The organism is Polycyclovorans algicola TG408 (assembly GCF_000711245.1).
In the GTDB taxonomy this organism is placed as follows: Bacteria; Pseudomonadota; Gammaproteobacteria; order Nevskiales; family Nevskiaceae; genus Polycyclovorans; species Polycyclovorans algicola.
This window is the reverse complement of record NZ_JOMH01000001.1, coordinates 977,092-996,857: the sequence shown is the minus strand read 5'-3', so window position 1 is coordinate 996,857 and position 19,766 is coordinate 977,092. Positions and strand designations below refer to the sequence as shown.

The 19,766-nt window shown below is 64.4% G+C and carries 17 protein-coding genes and 1 pseudogene; 8 read left to right on the top strand and 10 right to left on the bottom strand.

Going from position 1 to position 19,766, the window contains the following annotated elements; translation table 11 throughout:
* Positions 1-40 precede the first annotated feature (40 nt).
* The 6 genes and pseudogenes from U741_RS0104785 (at position 41) to U741_RS0104755 (ending at position 7,466) form a co-directional block, all read left to right on the top strand.
* Entirely contained in the window at positions 41-2,755 is a 2,715-nt protein-coding gene (locus tag U741_RS0104785) for a DEAD/DEAH box helicase (protein ID WP_029889349.1), read from the top strand.
* Positions 2,752-3,429, top strand: coding sequence for a hypothetical protein (locus tag U741_RS0104780; RefSeq protein ID WP_200872676.1), 678 nt, complete (start codon positions 2,752-2,754; stop codon positions 3,427-3,429). The genes U741_RS0104785 and U741_RS0104780 overlap by 4 nt, the downstream gene beginning before the upstream one ends.
* Positions 3,413-3,700: pseudogene (locus tag U741_RS19945) on the top strand (hypothetical protein); the annotation flags it as partial. The gene U741_RS0104780 and the pseudogene U741_RS19945, both read left to right, overlap by 17 nt.
* 55 nt (positions 3,701-3,755) lie before the next feature.
* Positions 3,756-4,942 (top strand): IS3 family transposase gene (locus U741_RS0104765; RefSeq protein ID WP_152551495.1). Its coding sequence is split into 2 segments (ribosomal slippage): positions 3,756-4,011 and positions 4,011-4,942, totalling 1,188 coding nucleotides; the frame shifts between segments, so codons are not numbered across the junction.
* Between the two features lie 42 nt (positions 4,943-4,984).
* Positions 4,985-5,122, top strand: a complete 138-nt coding sequence (locus tag U741_RS19500) for a hypothetical protein (protein ID WP_200872675.1) — start codon at positions 4,985-4,987, stop codon at positions 5,120-5,122.
* A 4-nt stretch (positions 5,123-5,126) separates the two neighbouring features.
* On the top strand, positions 5,127-7,466 hold the full coding sequence (locus tag U741_RS0104755) for a site-specific DNA-methyltransferase (protein WP_029889344.1): 2,340 nt from the start codon (positions 5,127-5,129) through the stop codon (positions 7,464-7,466).
* Here the strand turns inward: U741_RS0104755 and U741_RS0104750 are convergent.
* The 3 genes from U741_RS0104750 to U741_RS0104740 are packed head-to-tail and all read right to left on the bottom strand — an operon-like array spanning position 7,453 to position 10,268.
* On the bottom strand, positions 7,453-8,280 hold the full coding sequence (locus tag U741_RS0104750; protein ID WP_052378500.1) for a chorismate transformation FkbO/Hyg5 family protein: 828 nt from the start codon (positions 8,278-8,280) through the stop codon (positions 7,453-7,455). The genes U741_RS0104755 and U741_RS0104750 overlap by 14 nt on opposite strands.
* Positions 8,280-9,230, bottom strand: coding sequence for a magnesium transporter CorA family protein (locus U741_RS0104745; RefSeq protein WP_029889342.1), 951 nt, complete (start codon positions 9,228-9,230; stop codon positions 8,280-8,282). The genes U741_RS0104750 and U741_RS0104745 overlap by 1 nt, the downstream gene beginning before the upstream one ends.
* Before the next feature lie 60 nt (positions 9,231-9,290).
* A complete protein-coding gene (locus U741_RS0104740) occupies positions 9,291-10,268 on the bottom strand; it encodes a malate dehydrogenase (protein ID WP_029889341.1) in 978 nt (325 codons plus the stop codon).
* 131 nt (positions 10,269-10,399) lie between these two features.
* Here U741_RS0104740 and dbpA point away from each other — a divergent pair, with 131 nt between their 5' ends.
* Positions 10,400-11,776, top strand: a complete 1,377-nt coding sequence (gene dbpA, locus U741_RS0104735) for an ATP-dependent RNA helicase DbpA (RefSeq protein ID WP_029889340.1) — start codon at positions 10,400-10,402, stop codon at positions 11,774-11,776.
* A 2-nt stretch (positions 11,777-11,778) separates the two neighbouring features.
* On the opposite strand, the gene U741_RS0104730 is transcribed toward dbpA, so the two are convergent.
* Positions 11,779-12,321: a YaeQ family protein gene (locus U741_RS0104730; protein WP_029889339.1), complete on the bottom strand. Its 543-nt coding sequence runs from the start codon at positions 12,319-12,321 to the stop codon at positions 11,779-11,781.
* Between the two features lie 147 nt (positions 12,322-12,468).
* Here U741_RS0104730 and U741_RS0104725 point away from each other — a divergent pair, with 147 nt between their 5' ends.
* On the top strand, positions 12,469-13,758 hold the full coding sequence (locus tag U741_RS0104725) for an ammonium transporter (RefSeq protein WP_029889338.1): 1,290 nt from the start codon (positions 12,469-12,471) through the stop codon (positions 13,756-13,758).
* 644 nt (positions 13,759-14,402) lie between these two features.
* Here the strand turns inward: U741_RS0104725 and U741_RS0104720 are convergent.
* From U741_RS0104720 to U741_RS0104695, 6 genes are all read right to left on the bottom strand, one after another.
* Positions 14,403-16,172 (bottom strand): ABC transporter transmembrane domain-containing protein, encoded by a 1,770-nt coding sequence (locus U741_RS0104720; protein WP_029889337.1) that lies wholly within the window; start codon positions 16,170-16,172, stop codon positions 14,403-14,405.
* The gene (locus tag U741_RS0104715) at positions 16,169-16,357 is read right to left on the bottom strand and encodes a CPXCG motif-containing cysteine-rich protein (RefSeq protein WP_029889336.1); all 189 of its coding nucleotides are present in this window, start codon (positions 16,355-16,357) and stop codon (positions 16,169-16,171) included. The genes U741_RS0104720 and U741_RS0104715 overlap by 4 nt, the downstream gene beginning before the upstream one ends.
* A gap of 117 nt (positions 16,358-16,474) precedes the next feature.
* Positions 16,475-17,242 carry a phosphate ABC transporter ATP-binding protein gene (locus tag U741_RS0104710; protein ID WP_052378972.1) on the bottom strand — a complete coding sequence of 256 codons (768 nt, stop codon included), beginning with the start codon at positions 17,240-17,242 and terminating at the stop codon, positions 16,475-16,477.
* On the bottom strand, positions 17,242-18,090 hold the full coding sequence (gene pstA, locus U741_RS0104705) for a phosphate ABC transporter permease PstA (RefSeq protein ID WP_052378499.1): 849 nt from the start codon (positions 18,088-18,090) through the stop codon (positions 17,242-17,244). Before pstA ends, U741_RS0104710 begins: the two co-directional genes overlap by 1 nt.
* The gene (gene pstC / locus U741_RS0104700; protein ID WP_043110193.1) at positions 18,077-18,928 is read right to left on the bottom strand and encodes a phosphate ABC transporter permease subunit PstC; all 852 of its coding nucleotides are present in this window, start codon (positions 18,926-18,928) and stop codon (positions 18,077-18,079) included. The genes pstA and pstC overlap by 14 nt, the downstream gene beginning before the upstream one ends.
* On the bottom strand, positions 18,925-19,725 hold the full coding sequence (locus U741_RS0104695) for a phosphate ABC transporter substrate-binding protein (RefSeq protein ID WP_029889332.1): 801 nt from the start codon (positions 19,723-19,725) through the stop codon (positions 18,925-18,927). The genes pstC and U741_RS0104695 overlap by 4 nt, the downstream gene beginning before the upstream one ends.
* Positions 19,726-19,766: the final 41 nt, after the last annotated feature.

The window sequence follows — 19,766 nt, the reverse complement described above, 5'->3', positions numbered from 1 at the left end:
CAATCACCGCTTTGATGGGCGAAGGCCCGACCCGAACAACATGGCACTGCACCTAGAGTTTCCAGCGTCGCCGTACGACCCGCTAGCGCCTGAGCATCGCTGGTTCCCGGCCGCCGAAGAGCTGCGCGCCAGCGCCTACGACAAACTGCTGCCGCCGCTGGTCGCCAAGATTCGCCAGCATGTCGAAGCCTGGCGTAAGGCCAACTACAGCGGCGCATCTGCGACCTCGCGCGCCTTGCTCACCTGGTGGTTTGAAACCGAACACCTGGTCGAACAGGCAGATGGCACGCGGGCGCCCTTCCGTTACTACTTTGCACAGCGTGAAGCGGTGGAAACCGTGATCTGGCTGCACGACGTGCGTAAGGTGCAGGACAAGCACGACCTGATGCGCTTCGATGCTTCCGGCGCAGTCTCGGCCAGCCAGTTCGACGAAGACTGGCCGCGCTACGTGCTCAAGCTGGCGACCGGCGCGGGCAAAACCAAAGTGCTGTCGCTGCTGATCGCCTGGTGTTACTTCCACAAGACCTATGAGCCGGGTTCCACGCTGGCCCGCAACATCCTGCTGATCGCGCCCAACATCATCGTGCTGGATCGCCTGCGCGCCGATTTCGACGGGCTGAGGATCTTCTTCAATGACCCCGTGCTGCCGGATAACGGCTACGACGGCTGCAACTGGCGCGACGATTTCCAGGTGGCGCTGCATCTTCAGGACGATGTACGCGTCGTACGCCCTACCGGCAATCTGTTTCTCACCAACATCCATCGCGTGTACCTTGGCGATGTGCCGCAACCCTCGCTCGAAGATGAAGACCTGCGCGACTATTTTCTCGCACCCTTCGGCGCCGAGCCCACGGGCAAGACCACCGACAGCAAGACCGACCTTGGCGAGCTGATCCGCGAGATCGACGAACTGGCCGTGTTCAACGACGAAGCGCATCACATCCACAACCCGCGCATGGCCTGGTTCAAGAGCATCCAGGACATTCATCACCGCATGCTGCAAAAGGACATGCGGCTGGCTTTGCAGATTGACGTAACCGCCACACCCAAGCACAACAACGGCGCCATTTTCGTACAGACCGTGTCCGACTACCCGCTGGTGGAGGCCATCCACCAGAACGTGGTCAAGCATCCGGTGCTGCCGGATGCCGCCAGCCGCGCGCGGCTGAGCGAGGCGCAGAGCGCGCTGTTCTGCGAGAAGTACGCGGACTACCTCGCGCTGGGCGTTGAGGAATGGCGGAAGAGTTACGCCGAGCACGAAACGCTCGGCAAGAAGGCCGTGCTGTTCGTCATGGTCGACGACACCCGCAACTGTGATGAAGTGGGCGCACACTTGGAAAAAATTTGCCCCGAGCTGGCAGGCGGCGTACTGGTCATTCACACCAAAAAGAACGGTGAGATCGCCGAGCGGCCCACTGGCAAGGACAAGGACGAGCTGGAACTGCTGCGCAAGCAATCCAACCAGATCGACTCCTGGCATTCTCCGTACAAGGCCATCGTCAGCGTACTGATGTTGAAAGAAGGCTGGGACGTGAAAAACGTCACCGTCATTTGCGGCCTGCGCGCTTATGCCGCAAAGAGCAACATCCTTCCAGAACAGACGCTCGGGCGCGGTTTGCGCCGTATGTACTTCGGCTCCGAGATGCCGGAGACCGTTTCGGTCATGGGCACATCGGCGTTCATGGATTTCGTTGAATCCATCCAGAGCGAGGGCGTCAGCTTCGAGCGTGTCGCCATGGGCGGCGGCGCTCAGCGCCAGGATTCGCTGGTGGTGGAAGTAGACACGCAAAACCCGGACAAGAACCTCGACGCGCTCGACATCAGCCTGCCCAAGCTCGGTCGCCGCTACAGCCGCGACTTCAAGTCGCTGCAAGACCTCAACCCGGCTGCATTTGGCAATCCGCGCCTGCCGTTACAGCCGTTTTCGCCGGCAGAAACGCGCGAGATCGTGTTCAAGACCATGCTCGACGCCGAGGTCCACCACCGCGTCCAGCTCGATGGCGCTGGTCCGGCTGACTGGCGCTCGGTGGTCGGCTTCTTTGCGCGGCAACTGCTCAAGGACATGCGTCTGGTCGGCGGCTACGACCAGCTCTATCCCAAGGTGCGTGACTTCGTCCGCGATCATCTGTTCGAGACTTCGCCGGTAAATCTCGAAGACCCGGTCGTGCTGCGCAATCTTTCCGAAGCGGCGCCGGGAAAGATTCTGTTCGACGCGTTCCGCGCCGGCATCAATGCGCTGACGGTGCGCGATGCAGGCGTCGCTCGCATCGAAGACCACATCCGTCTGCGCGACACTCGGCCGTTCCGTACCGAGAACCGGCCATACTTGCCCACCCAGAAATCCGTGTTTAACCGAATTGTCGGCGAGCCCAACGCAGGCGGCCTGGAACTGGCCTTCGCCAAATTTCTGGAAGACGCGCCAGATGTGCTCAGCTTTGCCAAGAACTACCTCGCCGTAGGCTTCAAGCTCGATTACGTTCGGGCTAACGGCGATCTGTCGAACTACCTGCCCGACTTCTTCGCCAAAACCACCGACGGCACGGTGTTCGTGATCGAAACCAAAGGCCGCGCCGAGCTGGATTTGCCGAAAAAAATGGCGCGACTCAGGCAATGGTGTGACGACGCCTCCCGTGCCAGCACGGCTGCGGGCGGGGCGACGTACCAGTTCGTCTACGTCGATCAGGACGGTTTTGAGCGTCATCCGCCCCAAAACTTTGCCGGGCTAAAGGCGACGTTTCGGGACTATCAAGCGTGACCCTGCCCGCGCTGGACAGAATACCCAATATGGGTACACTCATGCCCGTTATGGGCATAACACATCCACCAGAGCGCAGAATCAAGACCAGCGGCCTTGCGGCTGCGCTGTTCTCCACCACGCAGCAGCGCGTGCTTGGCCTGCTGTTCGGCCAGCCAGATCGTAGCTTCTACGCCACCGAACTGATCGGACTCACCGGCAGTGGCTCCGGCGCGGTGCAGCGCGAACTGGCCCGACTAGAGCACAGCGCACTGGTGATTGTGAGTCGGCGTGGCACCCAAAAACATTACCAGGCCAATCCAGATTCGCCGCTGTTCAACGAACTCTGCGGCATTGCGCGCAAGACCATCGGCCTGGCCGAGCCTGTGCGTGAGGCGCTGGCACCGCTGGCGTCAACCATAACGGCCGCCTTCGTCTACGGCTCGGTCGCCAAACGCAGCGACACCGCGCTCAGCGACATCGACCTCTTGATTCTCAGCGACCAGCTCGACTACGCCGACCTGTTCGCGTCGCTGCACGTGCTAGAAGCCAGACTGGGGCGCAAGGTCAACCCCTCGATCTTGAGCCGCACAGAACTCGCCCAGCGCCAACAGGACGGTAACGCCTTCCTGCAGCGTGTCCTGGCGCAACCCAAGATCTGGATTATTGGGGACGAGCGTGACTTCACCGCTTGAAAACCTCTGCGGCACCGGCAAACCACTGGCCGCCGAACCGCCGGATGCCCGGGAGTTTGCCGGCCTGCAACGCTCCGGCCAGGCACGGCTGAACGATGCCGATGCCGCCGGCCTGGCCATCGAGAGCCGTTTTGACCTTGCCTACAACGCCGCCCACGCCCTGAGCCTGGCTGCACTGCGGCACGCGGGCTTTCGTGCCCAGCACCGCTATATCGTGTTCCAGGTTTTGCCGCACACCCTCAAGCTGGGGCCGGAGGTCTGGCTGACCTTGCCCCCGAAAAGCGTATCCCTTGCTGAGTGGTTCAATTCAAGTAAGGAGAACGGAAATGACGAAGACGACGAGGGCGCGTTACACGCTCGAATTCAAGCAAGAGGCGGTGCGGCTGGTCGAGGGTGGCCAGAGCATTGCGGCGGTGGCCAGGACCTTGGGTGTGGTTGAACAGACGCTGCACAACTGGGTCAAGGCGCACCGGCTGGGAAAGCTCAGCGGCGCTGACAGCAAGCGCGTGAGCGCCGAGCAGATGGAGATCAGCCGACTGCGAGCCGAGCTGGCGCGCGTCAAGATGGAGCGCGACATCCTGGGAAAAGCGACGGCGTACTTCGCGAAAGGTGCGAAGTGAAGTACGCCTTCATCCAACGCCACCGGCGCGTATGGCCGATCTCGGTGCAGTGCCGGGTACTGGGTGTCAGCGTGAGCGGGTATCACGAACACTTCGTTCGCCGGGCAAGCGCTGCGCAGCGCCGCCATCTGAGCGACGACGCGCTGCTCGTGCATATCAAGGCGATCCATGCCGAGACCCGTGGCGGCTATGGCTGGCCGCGCACTTGGAAGGAGCTGCCAGCACGCGGAATTCGTGTTGGCAAGGAGCGGGTACAGAAACTCATGCAGCTGCACGGCATTCGTGCCAAGGGAAAGCGGCGCTTCAAGGTCACCACCGACAGCAATCACGATCTGCCGATCTCGCCCAACCTGCTCAACCGCGAGTTCATCGTGGCCGAGCCCGACAAGGTGTGGGCGGGCGACATTACATACATCGCCACCGACGAGGGCTGGCTGTTCCTGGCCGTAGTGATCGACCTGTTCAGCCGCCAGGTGGTGGGCTGGGCACTGCGGCAGGACATGACGCGCGACATCGTCATCGACGCGCTGCGCATGGCCTGGTTCAAGCGCCATCCGGGCAAGCAGACTGGGCTGATCTTCCACAGCGACCGGGGCAGCCAGTACGCCAGCAACGACTTCAGAGAAGTCTTGAAGGACTACGGCATCACAAGCTCAATGAGCAGGCGCGGCAACTGTTGGGACAACGCCTGCAGCGAGACAGTGTTCGGGTCGCTCAAGGTGGAGCGGCTGCACGGGCAACGCTTCGAAACCCGCCGCCATGCAATGGACGAGACCATCGCCTGGCTGCTCTGGTACAACAGCACCCGGCTGCACTCGACGCTGGCCTATCTCAGCCCGATGCAGTTCGAACAAAACTGGCTAGCGGCTCTGCCCAAACAAGCCAGCTCATGACCTCAGTTATGGGGTACGGATTCCAGGGGCAAGGTCAGGCGGGTGCTCACCAAATGCCACGACCTGCGCAATCTGGGTGAATACGAGGGCGATCTCAATATTGACGAACGCCTGGTCCATGACTTGATCGCCGCCTGTCGCGTTGTCGCGGCCCGGCTCGAAACCCTGCCACCCCTCTAACTCCATGCCCAAAGCCCCTGCCTACGACCTGACCGACGCCGACAAGCGCGACCTCATCGAGCTGATTCAGCGCGGCCAGCCGCTGCCAGAGAAGTACCGATTTGTGCTGTTTGAGGACAAGCGCGAGGTCGAGTTGGTGTGGAACGGCAAAACGCGGGACGTGTGCACCACCGTGCTGCCGTTTCAGAGCCTGGAGCACATTGACGAACCGCGCGCCGAGACCAAGAGCCAGCATGACCTGTTTGACTCGCGCGGCCGTCAGCACAGCGGCTGGACCAACAAGCTGATCTGGGGCGACAACAAGCTGATTCTGAGTTCACTCAAGAGCGGCGCGCTGCGCCAGCAGATCGAGGAGGCCGGCGGCCTCAAGCTCATCTACATCGACCCGCCGTTTGACGTGGGCGCGGATTTCTCGATGGACATCGAGATTGGCGGCGAGACCTTTCACAAGGAACCCAACCTGCTCGAACAGATCGCCTACCGCGACACCTGGGGCCGTGGCGCCGACAGCTTCATCAGCATGATTTATGAGCGGCTGATTTTGATGCGGGATTTGCTGGCGGAGGATGGCTCGATTTACGTGCATTGCGATTGGCGGGTGAATTCGTTCATTCGCCTTGTGCTGGATGAGGTTTTTGGTCGTGAGTTCTTCAAGAACGAAATCACATGGAGAAGACAACCTCCAAGAGGTGCCCGAGCGGTTGCGAGTCAATACGCACGAACTTCCGACAACCTTGTCTTCTTTACTCGCGCGGAGACCTACGGCTGGAATCCACAGTTTCGCGAGTACAGCGAAGCCTACATTGCGTCGAAATTCACGATGGCCGATGCGGATGGCCGACGTTATAGGGTCGGAGACGTAGGCGACTACTCGCCAAAAAGTATCGATGCTTTCCGAGTGCAGGGAAAAATCTACGACTATCCATCGGGGAAATTTGGACTCAAGCGTTACCTTGACGAACAGAAGGGCGAAGTCATTTCAGACATCTGGGACGACATCTCGGAGGTCAACGCGATGGCAATTGAGCGTCTCGATTACCCAACCCAAAAACCCGAAGCCCTGCTCGAACGCATCATCAAAGCCAGCAGCAACGAAGGCGATCTGGTGGCCGACTTCTTCTGCGGCTCCGGCACCACGGCGGCGGTGGCGGAAAAGCTGGGGCGCAAGTGGATTGCCACCGACCTCGGCAAGTTTGGCATTCACACCACGCGCAAGCGATTGATTCAGGTACAGCGTGAGCTGAAAGCGAAGGAGCAGAACTTCCGCGCCTTTGAGGTCTTGAATTTGGGGCGGTATCAGCGCGAGGCTTATCTGGGCCTCCACTTCGCTCTCCCTCGTCATTCCCGCGAAAGCGGGAATCCAGAGCCGGTGGAGGAAAAGCTGGATTCCCGCCTTCGCGGGAATGACGGCAATGAAATGACTCGCCAGAAAAGGCAGCGGCTGGTCATTGCGCAGAAAGAGCGCGAGTTTCGCGAGCTGATCCTGCGTGCCTACAAAGCGCAGCCGTTGGACAACGACGCCTTCTTTCACGGCCGCAACGCCAACCGCCTGGTGGCCATTGGCCCCATCAACCTGCCAGTGGGCCGGCTGTTCGTCGAAGAAGTGATCACCGAGTGCCGCAAGCGCGGCGCGACGCGGGTGGATGTGCTGGCCTTCGAGTTCGAGATGGGGCTGTTCCCGGCAGTGCTGGAAGAAGCCCGGCAAAAAGGCATTGACCTCACGCCCCGCTACATCCCGGCAGACGTGTTCGACAAGCGCGCGGTGGACAAGGGCCAGGTGGTGTTTCACGACATCAGCTTCGTCGAGGCCACGCCGCGTTATGACAAGAAGAACTCACTCAAGCTGAGCATCGAACTGACCGATTTTTCGGTCTACTACACCCAGGGCGCGGCCGAGGCGGCCATTGCAGCGATAAAGGAAGGCAAAAGCTCGGTGGTCTGCGATACGGGCCAACTGGTGAAGGTGAGCAAGACCAAGGACGGCGTGGTCAACCGCGAAGTGCTCACCAAACACTGGACCGACTGGGTGGATTACTGGGCGGTGGATTTTGATTATCAGAGCCGCAAAGAAATCATCAAGGTGGCGAAAAGCCTCGACCTGATGGACGCCTTGCCCGGCATGGAACCGCCGCAAGCATCATTGGTTGAGTATGAAGCGCGCTGGACCGGTGGTTACATCTTCGAAAACGAGTGGCAGTCGTTCCGTACCCGGCGCAGCCGTGATCTGGAGCTGATCACCGCAGAGCACTGTTACGAGCAGCCGGGCCGCTACATCGTCGCGGTCAAGGTCATCGACATTTTCGGCAACGACACGATGACGCTGGTGCCGGTCAACGTCGGCTAAACACCCCTTCAATCTCCACCGCCAGATCGGCGCGGCAAATACTGCCCTGATGCACCGCCCATTCGGCCTCAGGCCAGCGCACGCGGCAATGGGTGAGCAGCGCCGCATCGGCGGGATCACGCACATACAAACGCAAGCTGGCGGCCTTCAGCGCGGCACCGGTCTCGGCCTCCACTTGGGCGACCAGCGCGTCAATATTAGCCAGGGTTTCTAACAGTTGCGCGGCCGCATCGCCCGCATGCAATGTGGCGTGACCCACCACACTGCTGGTGCCGGAAAGCAGCAGCAGTCCGGTGGGCGCCCACCACAGTGCGCGGCTGAAGCCGGGGCTTTGCGGTCCGTACTCGCGCGGGTATTGCCAGGCCGGCGTTTGGCGCGGGTTCTCGAAGCGTTGGCCAGGCGCCTTGGCGGCCACCACCCACAGCCAGAACCCGGGTGCGCGGGTGCCGATCACGGTGGCGGCCGGGTAGCCCGCGTCGACGGGCAAACCCCGGGCACGGCCGAGGCAGAATTGACGGTAGCGCTCGTCATCACCGTGGCCATCGACGATGCCGTCGAAGTAGGTCCAGGTGCGCAGCCAGTGCCGATAGCCTTTGGCCGTGAGCTCGGTGTGGGCACGACGATAGGCGCGCTCGGCGACCTCGGCAATCGGCCCGCTGTGGGGTTCATGCACCGCCAACGCGAGGCAGTCATCATCGCGCCAGAACCAGTGATCCGCCCCGCCGATCAGCGGCGGCAAGGGGTGCGCAGCATCGAACAGGACCAGCCGGGCGGCCGACGTGCCGGGCACTTTCGGGGTGCGCAGCAACCGCATCAGAAATAGCCCCGCCGCTTGAACAGCAGGAGCAGGCCGAGGCCAATCGCCGCCAGCAGGCCCAGCAGGCCAAAGTAGCCGAGGCGCCATCCCAGCTCGGGCATGTGGTCAAAGTTCATCCCGTAGATGCCGGTGATCAGCGTCAGCGGGAAAAAGATGGCGGAAATCACCGTGAGCGTCTGCACCACGCGGTTGGTCCGCTCGGTGGCCACGGCAAAGTGCAACTGCACGGCGGCTTCAAGGTCGCGCTCAAGGTTGCTGGCGTGCGCCAACACCCGGCCAATGTGCTCGGTGAGGTCGCGAAAGCCCACTGACTGCTCGGGCGACCAGGGCGCGCGGGTGCCGCGCCGAAAGGCGTCGACCGCCTCCAACTGGTTGGTGCACAGGGCTTCGAGACGGCGAACTTCACGACGGCCTTCGAGCAACTTCCGCCAGTCGTTAATGCCGTTGTCCGGATCAAGCAGGTCGTCCTGCATCTGGTTGACATGCAGGTCCAGCGGATCACGCACGGCCAGAAACCGATCCACCATGGCATCGAGAATCTGGTGTGCCAAATCCAATGGCGATGCAGGCGCCGGCAGGCGCCCGTCGGCCAGCCGCGCGTGAGTGAGGATGAAGCTCGGGGCATCGCCAGCGCGCACCGTCACCAGCAAGCGCTCGAAGATGAAGAATGCGGCGGTGCGTGTACACAGCGGCAGCGCGACATCGCCGGGGCCAAGGCCGGCGAGAATCAGCATGTCGTAGTCCGGCGTGCCGTCAAAAAAGCTCGGGTGGACGGCGTTGAGGCTGTCGGAAAGATGCTGCGGGTCAACCGCCACTTGCAGGCGCTCGACCCAGCCCTGCGCCCGATCACGATCAAGGTCGACCCAGGCGTAGCCGTCCGTCACCGGCAAGGGCAGGTCGGTCATCGGGACCGGCGCGGCGTTCGGCGCGAAATGAAGAATTTGCATGGCGCAAATGATAAGCCCGCCAGGTGGCGGGCTTGTCACAACGATGGCGATTGAATGCCCTTACTTGAGCAGATCTTCGATGGCCGCGCGCTCGTCGCGCAGTTCTTTCTCGGTGGCGTCGATGCGGGTCTGCACGGCCGCCGGCACGTCGAGACCCTGGACGATCTCGTACTGGCCGTTCTTGCAGGTCACCGGATAACCGAACTGGATGCCCGGCTGGATGCCGTAGCTGCCATCCGACGGGATGCCCATGGTCACCCACTTGCCATTGGTGCCCAGCGCCCAGTCGCGCATGTGATCGACCGCAGCCGACGCGGCCGAGGCAGCCGATGACGCACCACGCGCCTTGATGATGGCCGCGCCGCGCTGCTGCACGGTGGGGATGAAGTCACCGGTCAGCCAGCTTTCATCGACGAGGCCGGTCGCGGCCTTGCCCTTGACGGTGGTGTGGGTGATGTCCGGCACCTGGGTCGCGGAGTGGTTGCCCCAGACGATCAGCTTCTCAACGTCGGTGCTGTGCGCTGCGGTCTTGGCGGCCAGCTGACTCATGGCGCGGTTGTGGTCGAGACGCATCATGGCGGTGAACTGCTTGGGATCGAGGCTCTTGGCGTTGCTGAGCGCGATCAGCGAGTTGGTGTTGGCGGGGTTACCGACCACCAGCACGCGCACGTCGCGGCTGGCCTTGGCATCAATCGCCTTGCCCTGCACCGAGAAGATCGCGGCGTTGGCGGTGAGCAGGTCCTTGCGCTCCATGCCGGGGCCGCGCGGACGGGCGCCGACCAGCAGCGCGTAATCGGTGCCGTCAAAGGCCACGTTGGGGTCATCGGTGGCAACGATCTCGTGCACCAGTGGGAAGGCGCAGTCATCCACTTCCATCACCGTGCCCTGGAGCTTTTCCATGCCCTGCGGGATGTCGAGCAATTGCAGGATGACGGGCTGATCTTTGCCCAGCATGTCGCCAGCGGCGATGCGGAAAATCAACGAGTAAGCAATCTGTCCTGCTGCGCCAGTAATGGCGACGCGCACGGGTTTTTTCATCTCAAAGAACTCCCAAATCATCAAGCGAGGGGTGGAAAGGACGCGCATTTTAGCGCATGGGCCGCCAGCCCCCGCGCGGCGGCGCGGCAAAGGCCGCACACTGCGCGGTCCTGCCTGTTTTTGGACCCCGCGTGGACCCCACCCCCTTCACTGACCTGCCCCTGCCCGCCCCTCTGCAAGAGGCGCTGGCCTGGCTGAACTACACCACGGCCACACCCATCCAGGCCAAAAGCCTGCCGCCAATGCTGGCGGGGCGTGACGTTATGGGCCAAGCCCGTACCGGCACCGGCAAAACCGCCGCCTACGGGCTGGCGCTGCTGGCGCGCATCGACCCCGAGCTGCAACGCACCCAGGCCCTTGTGCTGTGCCCGACGCGTGAACTCGCCGACCAGATCGCCAAAGAGATTCGCCGCCTCGCCCGCGCCCTGCCCAACATCAAGCTGACCGTGCTCAGCGGCGGCATTAATCAGCGCCCGCAGATCGCGTCGCTGGAGCACGACCCGCACATCATCGTCGGCATGGCCGGCCGGGTGCAGGAGCATCTCGACCAGGGCACGCTGACTCTGGATGCGCTCAAGGTGCTGGTGCTGGACGAGGCCGACCGCATGCTCGGCGAAGACTTCGAAGCCGCCAGCCGCGCCATCGTCAAGCTCACGCCGAAGTCACGCCAGACCTTGTTCTTCTCGGCGACCTTTCCCGCCGCCGTGCGCGACCTCAGCCGCGTACTGCAACGCGATGCGCTGGAGGTCACGATCGACACCGCGCCCGCTGTCGCCAGCCTCACGCAGACCTTTTACGAGATCACGCCCGAAACGCGCGTGGATGCGCTGGCACATCTGCTCAGCACGCAAAAGCCCGCTTCAGCTCTGATTTTTTGCTACACCAAGAACGATGCCAAAGCCGTCGAGTCGGCGCTCGCTGCACGCGGCTTTTCAGTGCTCGGCCTGCACGGCGACGTTGACCAGCGCGACCGTGACGAAGTGCTGGTGCGCTTCGCCAACGGCAGCGCCCGGATTCTGGTGGCCACCGACATCGCCGCGCGCGGGCTTGACATCAAACAACTTGCCGCCGTCATCAGCTACGAACTGCCGACCGACGCCGACGTGCACCTGCACCGGGTGGGCCGCACCGCGCGCGCGGGCGAGTCGGGGCTGGCGCTGCACCTGTTCACCACCCGCGAGCGCAGCCGCCTGTTCGCTATTGAGGAACGTCTTGGCGAGCCGCTGAAGGTCGAAAAGCTGACGGCGTTCAGCGCCGACCGGCCCGTCGCGCCGACCGTGGTCACCTTGTGCATCGATGGTGGCCGCGCCGACAAGCTGCGTCCTGGCGATCTGCTGGGCGCACTGACCGGCGACGCTGGGCTGGCCAAAGAGGCCGTCGGCAAGATCAACACTTACGACACGCGCACTTATGTCGCCATCGACAAGGCCGTCGCGGCCGAGGCGCTGAAGCGGCTGCGCGACGGCAAGATCAAGGGCAAGAAATTTCGCGTGCGGCCAATCGACTGATCTCAGCCCGCTGCTGAAGCCTGGTGGATGGGGGTCGTCAGGTCCTGCCCGTCAATGTCCAGATAAATCTGCCGCTCGGTGACGGTCAGCGCCAGCTTGGAACGTCGCTGGATTTTTGCGGCGGCCTGAATCAGAAAATCCCGATCAAACGAGTACACCGGCACCTCGGCAGCCCGGTGAATCTTGCTGGTCGCATAGGTCGCCAGCAGGGTGCGCGGGTCACGATGGCTGTACACCGCCGCGCGTCCAGCCAGCTTGCTGCCGCGATGGACGCGCTCGGCGTCGGGGGCGCCGACCTCGATCCATGCCGTGACCTGGCCTGTGAGGTCGCGCACCCAGACCGCAGGTTGGTCCACTGCCGCCACGCCTTCGGTGAAGGCGATGCCTTCCTCGTATTCCAGCGCGTAGGCCAGCACCCGCACCAACATGAACTCGGCCGTTTCGGAGGGCTGCTGAGCGACGCGCAGCGCCAGATCGGCATAGACCTCGCGATCCATGTCGGCGAGCTGCAAGGTCAGGTGATACAGCGTTGCGGTCAGGGCCATGCGCACATTATGCGGTGACGCGGCACGGCCCGACGCACCGACGCAATACATGGACCCCTTTTCTTCTGCACCATTTGCGGACACGATGCGCACCGGAGCAGGGCGCAACCTGCCCGATTCTTGACGGCCACCGGGAGAACTCAGGCCATGCGGAGACTTTTGGGATTGGCGGGCCTGCTGGCCCTGCCGCTGTCGGCGTGGGCATCTGTCGGCCTGGACACCGGCGACACCGCATGGATCATGACCGCCACCGCGCTGGTGCTGTTCATGACCCTGCCGGGCCTGGCGCTGTTCTACGGCGGCCTGGTGCGCACCAAAAACGTGCTGTCGGTGCTGATGCAGTGCTTCGTCATCTGCTGCCTGTCGACGATCATCTGGGTCACGGTCGGCTACAGCCTCGCGTTCAGCGGCGGCAACGGGTTCATCGGTGATCTGTCGCGGGTCATGTTATCCGGCATCGGCGAGGACACGCTCAGCGGCACCATTCCCGAATCACTGTTTGCGATGTTCCAGATGACCTTTGCCGTCATCACCCCGGCGCTGGTGGTCGGCGGCTTTGCAGAACGCATCAAGTTCTCGGCGATGCTCTGGTTCTCGGCGCTGTGGCTGCTGGCGGTGTACATCCCCATCACCCATTGGGTGTGGGCCAGCGAAGGCTGGCTGTTCAAGATGGGCCTGCTCGACTTCGCCGGCGGCACCGTGGTCCACGTCACCGCCGGGGTTGCGGCGCTGGTCGCGGCCATGGTGCTGGGGCCGCGTCGCGGCTTTCAAACCACGCCGATGCTGCCGCACAACATGACCATGACCGTCACTGGCGCGGCGATGCTGTGGGTGGGCTGGTTCGGCTTCAACGGCGGCTCGGCGCTGAGCTCCGGCGGCAACGCCGCCATGGCCATCTTGGTCACGCACATTTCCGCCGCCGCAGGCGCGCTGGCGTGGTCGGTGGCGGAGTGGAAGCGCTACGGCAAGCCCTCGGCACTGGGCACGGTCACCGGCATGGTCGCCGGTCTCGGCACCATCACCCCGGCGTCGGGCTTTGTCGGCCCCGGCGGCGCGATACTGATCGGCCTGACCGCGGGCGTGGTCTGCTTCGCCATGACCAACATCCTCAAGCGCGTGCTGAAGATCGACGACTCGCTGGACGTCTTTCCGGTGCACGGCGTCGGCGGCATTCTCGGCACCCTGGCGGCGGGCATCTTCGCCTCGGACGCACTGGGCGTGTTCAGCGGTCCGGGCTACGCCGAGGGCATGGCGATGGGCTCGCAGATGAGCGTGCAGACCATTGGCGTGCTGGCCACCGCCGCCTACACCGCTGGGGTCACCTTCGTGCTGTTCAAGCTGATCAGCGTGTTTACCGGGGGTCTGCGGGTGACTGGCGATGAAGAGCTGGTGGGGCTCGATCAGGTGTCGCACAACGAGCGCGGGTACGACCTCTAAGGGTTCCTGGCGGGGCGGTGAGGGTTGGTTCAAAACCCTCACCGCTCACTTGATGATTCGGGGGGACTTTGCCGGTTTGGGTTTCAATGCCCGCACCGCGTTTTGACGGGTCTGTTGGCCGGGACTGCCCCCGGCGGGGCACTTACTTTTCTGTCGCCCAGAAAAGTAAGCAAAAGAGGGCGCCCTACGTTCCGGCTTTTGGGCGTCGCCCAAAAGTCCCCTGTGCTTCTCGCGACAGGCGGGCTTGCGCAACTCGCTTCGCTCAAACAAGCGCAATCCTTTATCGCCTGCCGCTGCGATGCTCGGCCGGAGCCGACGGGGGTGGTGAGTCAAAAGCAGAAAAGCCAAAGCGACGCCCTGCTGTTGCTTTGGCTTCTCGCTGTTCCATCCCCCTTCTGCCGGGCCGAGCATCGCAGCAGCGGAGGGATCAGCCTCACGGTTGTCTGAGCAAGCGCAGCGCAGCGAGTTCCGTGAGGCCCCTCCGCTGCGAGAAGCGCAGGGCACCCCGCGTCAGCGGGGCTGGGCAGTAGGGCACCTTCTTTTGGTTACTTTTCTTGGTGCAAGAAAAGTAACTGCCCCGCCGGGGGCAATCCCGGCCGACAGGCCCATTAAAGCGCGGTGAGGGCGTTGCAACCCAAAGGCCCTCAGGCCATCACTTGCAACGACGCCAACCGAGCATAAAGCCCGCCCTGCTGCATCAACTCGGCGGGCGTGCCGATCTCAACAATGCGCCCGCCGTCGAGCACCACGATGCGATCCGCCTTGCGCACCGTGGCGAGACGATGCGCAATCACCAGCGTGGTGCGGTGCTGCATGGCGGCAGCCAGGCCCTGCTGGACCAGGGCTTCGCTTTCGGCATCCAGCGCGCTGGTTGCTTCATCCAGCAGCAACAGCGGCGGGTCACGGAGGATGGCGCGGGCAATGGCGATACGTTGCCGCTGGCCGCCGGACAGCCGCAGCCCGCGCTCGCCGACAAACGTTTCGTAGCCCAGCGGCAGGCGGGCAATGAACTCATCGGCCTGCGCCAGCCGCGCGGCGGCCTTGACCTCGTCATCGGTTGCCTCGGCACGACCGTAACGAATGTTGTCGAGCGCGCTGCCCGAGAAGATCACCGCGTCCTGCGGCACGATGCCGATACGGGCGCGCAGTTCCCGCGGGTCCAGCGCGCGCAGGTCGACGCCGTTGAAACGGATGGCGCCGCCGGTCACGTCGAAATAGCGCAGCAGCAGTTGAAACACTGTGGTTTTGCCCGCACCGCTGGGGCCGACCAGCGCCACCGTTTCGCCGGGCCGGATGACCAGATTCAAGTCATTCAGCGCCGGGGTGTCGGGCCGTGACGGATAGGCAAAGCGCACCGCGTCGAACACCACCTCGGCCTGCGCCTGTTGCGGCAAGGCCTCGGCCAGGGCGGGCGCGCGAATGTCGGGCTCGGCGACCAGCAGTTCCATGAGCCGTTCGGTGGCGCCTGCCGCGCGCAGCACCTCGCCCCAGACTTCGGCGATCACGCCCACCGCACCCGCCGTGATCATCGCGTAAAGCACGAACGACGCCAGTTGGCCGGCGGTCATGCTGCCGTCGATCACCGCCTGGGCGCCCAACCACAGCACGAAGACGATGGCACCGAACACGCCGCCGATGATGCTGGCGGTCATGATCGCGCGCAGCCGGGTGCGCTGCATGGCGGTGGCAAAGCTGCGACCCACGCCGCGCTCGAAGCGTTCGGCCTCGAAAATTTCCTGGGTGAACGCCTGCACGGTGGGGATGGCGTTGAGCATTTCGGCCGCGACCGCCGCCGTGTCGGCGACACGGTCCTGCGACTCGCGTGACAGGCGCCGCACCTGACGGCTGACCAGCACGATGGGCAGCATCACCGCCACCAGCAGTGCGAGCGTGACCGCGAACAACGTCAGGCTGGTCACCGCCAGCATCACCATGCCGCCGACAAACTGGGCCACGCTGCGCAGCCCCATCGACATCGACGAGCCCACGACCGTCTGGATCACCGTGGTGTCGGCGGTCAAGCGTGACAGCACTTCGCCGGTCTGCGTGGTTTCAAAGTAGCCGGGCGACTGCGCCAACATGCGGCGATAGACGGCCCCGCGCAGGTCGGCGGTGACCCGCTCGCCCAGCCAGCTGACCATGTAAAACCGCGCCGCCATCATCGTCCCGGCGAACACCGCCAGCGCGAATAGCGCCACGAAATAGCGGTGGATGGCCGCGCCGGGCTCGAAGCCGTGGTCAATCAGGTCGCGCACCGCCAGCGGCGCCGCCAGCATGGCCAGGCTGGCGAGCACCAACAACACCAGCGCCAGCACCAACTGCCGTCGATACGGCGCCAGAAACGGCAGCAGGCCGCTCAGCGAGCGCAGGCGACGCCGCGCGACGGGTGCAGGTAATTCGGCGGTTTCAGTCATTCGTTCTCGGCCCGCACGTCGACGCGAAACGCGCCGCTGCCCTCGTCAACGCGCAGCATTACCAGAATCGGCCGGCAGCACACGTGACAATCCTCGGTGTACTCGGCGCTGCCGCCGGACAGGTCCAGATCGATGTGAATGGTCTCCCAGCAGTAGGGGCAAGTGACGGCTTTTTCTTCGAGCATGACGGGCACACGGCCGGTAAAGGGTGGCGAGCATGGCGGCGGAGGCGCAGTCAGGCAAGACGTCCGCCGGGCAACGACGGGCTCGGCGGGCGCGTCGCCGCATGAAGACCGCGACGATCAACCCCGCAAGCCCTGCACATAGGCCGCCGCGCGCGGGTCTTGCGGGCGCGCGAACACCTCGGCAGTGACACCGAATTCAACCAGTTGTCCGACGCCCGCCTCGGTCCAGAACACGCCGGTCACGTCCGCGATGCGCCGCGCCTGTTGCAGGTTGTGGGTGACGATGACCACGGTGTATCGGTCTTTGAGGCGCACGATTAGATCTTCGACCACGGCGCTGGCCAGCGGGTCCAGCGCGCTGCACGGCTCGTCCATCAGCAGCACCTCGGGCGACAGGGTCAGCGCGCGGGCAATGCACAGCCGCTGCTGCTGCCCACCGGAGAGCGCCAGCGCGGAGGCATCAAGCCGATGCCGCACTTCGTCCCACAGGCCCACATCGCGCAGCACGCGCTCGATCACCGCCTGCCGCTCGGCACGTGGCAGGTGCACCTCCAGCAGTGGCAATTCCAGATTGCGGCGGATGCTTAGCGGGAACGGCGTGGGCTTCTGAAAAATCAGCCCCACGCGCCGCCGCAGGGCGGTCAGGTCCACCTCGCGGGCGTAAAGGTCGTCGCCGTTGAAGCGGATGCCGCCGCTGACCCGGCAGCCGGCGACCCCGTCATTGAGACGATTCAGGCACGCCAGCAGGCTGGACTTGCCGCAGCCGCTGGGGCCAATGAACGCGGTGATCGCCCGCGGCGCCACCGTCAGGCTCACCGCCGCCAGCACCGGGCGTCCGTGATACGCCACGCCCACCTGTTCAAGCTCGAAGACCGGAGGCGCCATCACGCCAGCCTCAGTGCGCGGCGTCGCCAAGACGCCGCAAGGGACAAAAACACGGCGTTGATCAGCAGCAGCAGCAACATCAGGGTGCTGGCGGCGGCGTAAGCCCGCTCTTCACCACCCGAGACATTCATCGCCAGGTCGTAGATGTGCACCGACAGCGCGCGGCCCGAATCCCACACCGAGCCGGGCAGGCGGTCGGCGTAGCCGCTGGTGAAAATCAGCGCGGCGGTTTCGGCAATTGCCCGGCCCACGCCCAGTACGAAGCCAGCCATCACCCCCGGCAGGGCCACCGGCAGCAGCAGGCGCGTGACCACACGGCTGTGAGACAACGACAAGGCCTCGGCCGCCAAGCGCAACTCGTCGGGGACCGCCGAAAACGCTTCTTCGGCGGTGCGGACCAGAATCGGCAACACCATGCAGGCCAGGGTCAGCCCCCCCGAGAGAATGGAAAAGCCCAGCCCCAAGGTCACAGCAAAAAAGGCATTGCCGAACAGGCCGAAAACGATGGAGGGCACGCCCGCCAGCACGTCCAGCAACCGCCGCACCCAACGTCCGGCGACGCCGCCCCGACGGGTGAACGTGGTCAGCCACAGCGCCGTGCCCAGCCCCAGCGGCAGGCTGACCGCCATGCAGACGGCCAGGATCATCAGCGTTGAAACCAGGATCGGGAAGATGCCGCCGGCGCGTCCGGCATCCAGCGGCGCGCCGCTGAGATAGGCGGGGCTCAAATGCGGCAAGCCCTGCCCCAGCACGTCCCACAGCAACCAGACCATCGGCGCGGCGACCAGCAGTACGCCGCCGTAGACACACAGCGCCCCGAAGGTTTCGCGCCGCTCAGACCGGGACATGCGGTCGTCGCCCCCGGCTGATCCACTCGGCCAGCAGCACCAGCAGCACGGTGAGTGCAAACAACACCAGCCCGCTGACGAACAGCGCCGAACGGTGATGGCCCACGGCATAGGCCATCTCCAACGCGATGTTGGCGGTCAGCACCCGCACCGGCTCAAACACCGAGCTCGGCACCTGCACCACGTTGCCGGCCACCATCAGCACCGCCATGGTTTCGCCCAGCGCGCGCGCCACCGACAGCAGCACGCCGGTGACGATGCCGGCGCGCGCGGCGGGCAACGCAATACGGGTGATCTGGCTCACCCGCCCCAGTCCCAGCGCCTGTCCAGCCTGGCGCAACGACCCCGATACCGCCGCCAGCGCGGCATCGGCGCTGACCGCCAAGGTGGGCAGAATCATCAGCGCCAGCACCAAGGTCGCGGCCAACAGACTCGGCCCCGGCGGCGCCACGGCGCGCACCCACGGCACCAGCACCACCAGGCCCCAGAAGCCGTAGACCACCGACGGAATGCCGGCCATCAACTCCACGGTGCGGCGCCACGGCCGCGCCACCGCGGGAGCTGCATAAAAATTGCAGAACACCGCCGAGCACAGCCCCAGCGGCAGGGCCAACAGCACCGCGCCCAGGGCCGCGAGCAGGCTGCCGGCGATCATCGGCCACAACAGAAATTGCCCCGAAAGTGGCTGCCAACTGTCATCGGTCAACCAGCGCAGCACGCCCACCTGTTGCAATGCCGGCCACGACGCCATGAGCAGAAACACGCCGATCAGCACCACCAACGCGGCACTGAGGCCCGCCGTGGCGCGCAAGCTGGTGGTGAAAACGGCGTCCCTCACGGCAGCGGCACGAAGGCCTGCTGCTCGATCAGGTCGTGCACCGCCGGCGACCGGGCGTAGTCCAGAAAGGCCGTCACGGCGACCGTCGCATCTGCGCGCGTCACCAGATTCAGTGTGCGCGACAGCGGAAAGCTTCCGTCGCGAAGCTGCGCGATGCCCGCCGTGACGCCGCCCATCGGCAGGCGCCGTAAGGGCTCGCCGCGCCGCTCGGCAAACTCGGCTGAGCCAATCGACACGTAGGCAATGGCGTTGATGTCGCTGACCAGTGTCTTGATGCCCTGCTCGTTATCGCCGATCACCACGTCGGCCTGAATCGCCGGATTGTCGAGTGCGAAGTGCGCCAGAAACAGTTCCAGCGTGGAGCGCCCCTCGGCCTTGTTGATGACGGTGATCGGGCCGGGTGCGCCGCCCACCGCCGACCAGTCGTTGACTTGGCCGGTGAAGATCGCCCGCACCTCATCGGCCGACAGCGCCGCCACCGGGTTGTCGGCGTGGACGATCAGCGCAATGCCGTCACGGGCAATCGGCGTGGCCAGCAGATCTGTCTCGTCGTCGCGCAGCGCGCGCGACACCATGCCGATGTCGGCCAGGCCGCTGCGGGCATCACTGATGCCGCGCGACGAGCCCCCGGTCTGCACCTCGATGCGCAAGCCGGGCTGCAGCGCCGCGTAGCGACGCGCCATCTCGTTGACCAGCGGCGCCACCGTGCTCGACCCGGTGATCACCAGCCGCTCGCCGTCGCCTCGGCTGCAAGCGGTCAGCAGCAGGACCAGCAGGGCAATGCATATTTTTGGCATGTGCAAATCCGCATGAAGAGGGGGCGCAACCACAGCAACTG